This is a genomic window from Silvanigrella sp., from assembly GCF_044369315.1.
Lineage (GTDB): Bacteria > Bdellovibrionota_B > Oligoflexia > Silvanigrellales > Silvanigrellaceae > Silvanigrella.
On the sequence record NZ_JBIPMD010000216.1, the window covers coordinates 1 to 5,299 of the forward strand.

Annotated in this window: 3 protein-coding genes; 1 reads left to right on the forward strand and 2 read right to left on the reverse strand. The window is 28.9% G+C overall.

Going from position 1 to position 5,299, the window contains the following annotated elements:
* Positions 1-201 precede the first annotated feature (201 nt).
* On the forward strand, positions 202-2,064 hold the full coding sequence (locus ACIQ56_RS13890) for a cation:proton antiporter (RefSeq protein ID WP_397601647.1): 1,863 nt from the start codon (positions 202-204) through the stop codon (positions 2,062-2,064).
* A 14-nt stretch (positions 2,065-2,078) separates the two neighbouring features.
* Here the strand turns inward: ACIQ56_RS13890 and ACIQ56_RS13895 are convergent, their stop codons facing one another.
* Entirely contained in the window at positions 2,079-3,476 is a 1,398-nt protein-coding gene (locus ACIQ56_RS13895) for a nicotinate phosphoribosyltransferase (RefSeq protein WP_397601648.1), read from the reverse strand.
* Between the two features lie 195 nt (positions 3,477-3,671).
* Positions 3,672-5,078: a hypothetical protein gene (locus ACIQ56_RS13900; protein WP_397601649.1), complete on the reverse strand. Its 1,407-nt coding sequence runs from the start codon at positions 5,076-5,078 to the stop codon at positions 3,672-3,674.
* Between the last annotated feature and the right edge of the window lie 221 nt (positions 5,079-5,299).

Here is a 5,299-nt window from a genome sequence, read left to right on the forward strand (position 1 = left end):
CCTTATTAATCGCACTGCTTACTTCCACGCTGATGGCTAATCTTTACGTGGGTGAGATTCGCACTCACTGGTTCTTACGCACTTATCTTGGCGCACCATAAAAACTCCTAGTGAAAAAATTGCTTAAAGCGAATCCTTGTTAAAAAACAAAATTTTGAGTTATCTTAAGGTGATCTTCAAATTTATGTGGAGTTGATATTAATGCATAATATTTTTATCCAAGATCTATCTGCCATTCTCCTTACAGGAGGTGCATTTGGCTGGATTTTTAAAAAATTCCTTAAGCTTCCTCTGCTTCTTGGGTATATTTTTGGTGGAGTCCTCCTTTCGTTGCCAATATCTTATACACCTTATGTTGTTAGTAAAGATTCTGCCAGTACTCTTGCAGAGATAGGTGTTTTGCTATTGATGTTTTCAATGGGGCTTCACTTTGGTGTCCGTAAAATAAAATCATTAGGATCGTCACCAATTATAATAGGTGTACTTCAAGCATTGCTCATGTGGTTTGTAGGTACACAAGTTTGTCGCGCGTTAGGATTTACAGGAACAGAGCCTCTTTTTATTGGTGCTGTTCTATCGACTGCTTCTACAGCAGTTATTATTAAAATACTTGAAGATAAACAATTAACAAGTGCTCGTTTTGCAGATAAATTAATGGCTGTTCTGTTGGTTGAAGATTCTGTAGCTATTTTTATGATTATTTGGCTTTCAACTTCTGTAACAGGAAGTGAAATTAAATTGTATGAACTGTTACCTATTTTCCTATGTAGTATTTTACTTTGGTGGTTATTAGGTACTTTATTATTACCACGAATCATTCATTCCGCTTTTCTAGCAGGCAAAGAAGAATTATTAGTTATTTTAAGTATAGGTTTAGCTTTAGGCCTTGCTTTTATTTCAGCATCATGGAATTTTTCTTCCGCACTTGGTGCCTTTATTATGGGCTCTATTTTATCCGAATGTAGAGAAATTAGAAAAATAGAGTCCATTATTGAACCCGTAAAAAATATTTTTGCTCTTGTGTTTTTTGTTTCTATCGGGTTTTTATTTTCTCCAAAAATTATTATTGATAAATGGCAATTTATATTAGCGGCAGTTTGCACAATAGTTTTAGGAAAATTTGCAATAAATTTATTTTTTAATTTATTTGCTGGTAGAGGTGTAAAAGATTCAATTCGTATTAGTGGATTTATGGTACAAATCGGTGAGCTTTCGTTTGTAATTGCTCAGGTTGGTGTGAGTTTAGGTGCTATTGATAATCAAAACTTTTCTGCCATTGTTGCAACAGCAATTATAACAATTTTAGTGACCCCTTTTATAGTAAAAGGATCATTACTATTAGCTGATAAAGCTGAATTTATATTGCCAAATTCAACTTATAAGTTAATTGAATCTTATTCACAATCTGTAATTGAATTTTCATTAGAAAATAAAATGCTTCCATTTTATGAAAGATATTCTTTATTTAAAGGAATTAATTATTTAATTAATAATACAAAAACACGTTTGAAAAAAAATTACATGTTAATGACTTCTAAAAATGTAACAGCAACTTTAGACAGATTAGCTCCATGGGATGAATATTTAGTTCCTGTGATTATTTCTTCAAATTCAATAATAGTGGGTAAAAATTTAATTGATTTGAATTTAAGAGAAAAATTTATTGTAAATATTGTAGCTATTGCTAGAGAAGCCCGAACAATCATTTCACCTAAAGCCAATGAAACGATATTACCTAATGATACCTTATTAGTATATGGAAATGAAAAAGCAATTTATGATCTTCAAAATTTTTGTAATGAAGAACGACAAGATGAGCTATTTGCTTCTTTAGATCAGTGTACTTTAGCAGGTGTTAAGTTAAATGCCGATCATCCTTTTATTGATAAAACAATTTTACAATTAGGAATAAGGGTGAATTATAATTGTATCGTTTTAGCTGTTAATAGGAAAAATAATAGAATTAAAAATCCTATTTCTACATTTATGTTTAATGTAGATGATGAATTGTTTATCTTTGGAACAAGAGAGTCTTTAGAAAAAATTAGAGAGCTACAAAATTAAAAAATGTTAATTTATTATGAAAATGAATTATTTTTATCTTTCATTTTGTGAATTAATCTAGATTTTAAATCGAAAAGATTTTTTTCTAATCCTGCTGGATAGTGGTGTGGGTTTAATAATCTTTTAATACTGCTATGCAATTTTTTAAGCATTTTTAAACATTTTTCACGAGATTCAATTAATTTTGGCGATTGATAAACTTGAATTCCATTTTTAAAAATTGGTTTTAAAAGATCTTCAGATTCACATCCTTTAGGAATTTTGTAAAAACGATTTATGTCATCAGGATCAATAATAATAGGTTCTATTTCATTTTTTTCTGTTAAGGTATCAAAGATCATGTCTGCAAAAAAATAATTATTTTTATAAAAACGTCTTACTTGTAAAATTCCAGGTGTAGATATTTTAATAGACTGTTCTGAAATTTTAATAGAATGTTTCCAAGTGCCATCTTTGTTTTGGATAGCTGCTAATTTGTAAACAGCGCCCAAGGCGGGTTCATCAAAAGCTGTTACCAATTGAGTGCCTACACCCCATGTCGTGATGTCAGCACCTTGATCATTTAAACTAGAAATAATGTGTTCATTTAGATCATTGCTTGCAATAATAATTGTGTCTTTAAAGCCGGATTGATCTAACAATTTTCTTGATTCAATACTTAAATAGGCTAAGTCTCCAGAATCAAGACGAATGCCTATTAGTTTTTTGTCTTGTTTCTTTAACCAATTCCCTACTTCAATTGCTTTTTTTACACCTTCTAAAGTGTCATAAGTATCAACTAAAAATACAACATTATTAGGCATTACTTTTGCAAGGGCATAAAATGACTCTAGCTCATTTTCAAATGCCATTACCCAGCTATGCGAATGTGTACCATTAACAGGAATATCAAAAATTTTTCCTGCTAATGTATTTGAAGTTCCTGAACAACCTCCAATATAAGCGGCTCTACTTGCGCTTAATCCTCCATCGATTCCTTGCGCCCTTCTTATGCCAAATTCAAGAACAGGTATATTATTTGCTACAGAAACAATTCGAGCGGCTTTCGTAGTGATTAGAGTATGAAAGTTTATTATATTTAATAATGGAGTTTCTAATAATTGGCATTGTATTAAAGGTCCCGAAATTCTAAGAATAGGTTCATTCGGAAATAAAACAGTACCTTCTTCAACAGCATCAATATCACAACTAAATTTTAATTGTTTTAAATATTCTAAAAACTCTGGCTCAAATATATTTTTTTTATCGTTTCCTTTCAAATTTTTTAAATATTCAATGTCTTCATTATGAAATTGAAATTGATTTATATAATTTATTACGAGTTCTAATCCGGAAGCTATGGAATAACCGCTTTTAAATGGATTTTTTCTAAAATAAAGATGAAAGACACTCTTTTTTTTCTGATACCCCACTTTTCCAATATCCATATGCCATTGTTAATTGATAAAAATCTGTTAATAAGGTCAATGAGCTTTTGTAAATCGATTTATAGAATGATGTCATTAAAATCACCTTTGTTTTTAAAAAAAATAAATTCACATTGAATTATAAAATCAATATGAATCTATATTTTCTATATATATCAAAAAAAATACTAAAGTATAATTTTAGTTTTTATTTAATGAAAAATAAAATTCTTTATTTTCAGAAATATTCAATACGATTGGTAAATTTTTTCTTGAATAGGAGTGCAAATAATATCTAAAAATGGGAATGATTGAAACTTCTTCGAAAGCTGTTTTTTCAAAATTTTCTAATAAGTCTTGTTTTATTGGAATTGTAGAGGCTGATTTAATATTTATTTCTTTGAGAGTAAGAACTGTTTTAGGAAACTTTTCTAGATTAAAAATAACAGAATTTGAATTTAAAATATTTTGTAGCCAAATTTGTCTATTATTTTGAATACGGGCTGTAAAAATTTGAATATCTGCATTTAGAGATTTATTATAATCTTCTGACATATCTATCCAATTAATTGTTATCCCATTTTTATTGGAAAGTTCTTCAAATTTTTGCATGACTTTATTTTTTGCTGTTAAATAAGGTATTGCTATTTTAATTTCTTTTGTATTCTCTGGGAAAAATTCTATTTGAATAGGCCATTTTACTTTTTCTTGGTAGCCAGGTTCAGATGTATCAAAGTGTCCATTTGGAACATGATAGTTTTCATCTTTACTTAAAGAATTCGCAATATTTCTTAAGATACCTGATAATTGCAAACGAGATTTTTTTGAATTAAATAATTTACTATTTGAATTAAATATACCAATAAATGTATGCATATTTTGTTTTTTATTGACAATAAAATCGAGATCAGCTTCATTTTGATTTTTAAATTGATTGTAATCTGAGGTATTAAAATAAAAGTCGTAACTACTTTTTACATTTAATGTAGATAATTCTACTTGATTCCCTAAGACATTTAAAAAGTATTTTCCATTTTCAAATCGTATTGGATATTTACTAACAATATCAAAATAACCAGAGTTATATTCTGGATTTGTGAAAGAATTTAACCTAACAGGCCAAATTATATTTCGTAATGTTTTAAATGAAAGAGCATCTTCTAATACACCTTTTATATTTTCTATTTCTCCTTCAAAAAATAATTTAAATTTAATTGGTGATATGATTTCAATTCCCTTATAATATTTTTTTTCCCATCCTATATTATTGATGTCTTCTGTTCCAATGACTCGAATAGACGTTGAATGCTCTCTGTGGGTGAAACCTTTTGCGATTCCCATTGCTGCTTCAAAACTACTGACAGGAGTTCCATCTTGCCAAGTTGCTTTTAAGGAAACAGTTGCTTCTAATGAGTTTTCAGCTTCTGAAAAAATATAATTTTCTAAAATACCGTCAGCACTATTTTCTTTATCTATATATGGTTTTAATACAAGAAGCCAATAACCCAAATTTTTCCAATTTTTAATTTCTGCGAAGGGGTAAAAATCTAATTTTGAGACACCAGTACAAAATCTTAGATACATTCCTTTATCAATATTATTTAACATTATAGCTTTTACTCCTGAAAAGTTTTTATATTTTATATGTTTTCAATTTCAACAATATAATTGGATAGTGAGTCCTCATGTAATTTTTATTAATACTGATCCTCCCCTAAGAAAGTAGACACCCAGATCCGAAAAAAACTTATAGGAAAGAGGTGTTGAAATGGTGTTAACCAAAAGAAGGTATACAAGCGAATTCAAGCAAGGGGCGATTGAGCTTACAA

What these genes read in the sequence shown, in the direction of transcription:
- ACIQ56_RS13890 (WP_397601647.1), top strand. Translation starts at nt 202, where the DNA reads ATGCATAATATTTTTATCCAAGATCTATCTGCCATTCTCCTTACAGGA.
- ACIQ56_RS13900 (WP_397601649.1), bottom strand. Translation starts at nt 5,078, where the DNA reads ATGTTAAATAATATTGATAAAGGAATGTATCTAAGATTTTGTACTGGT.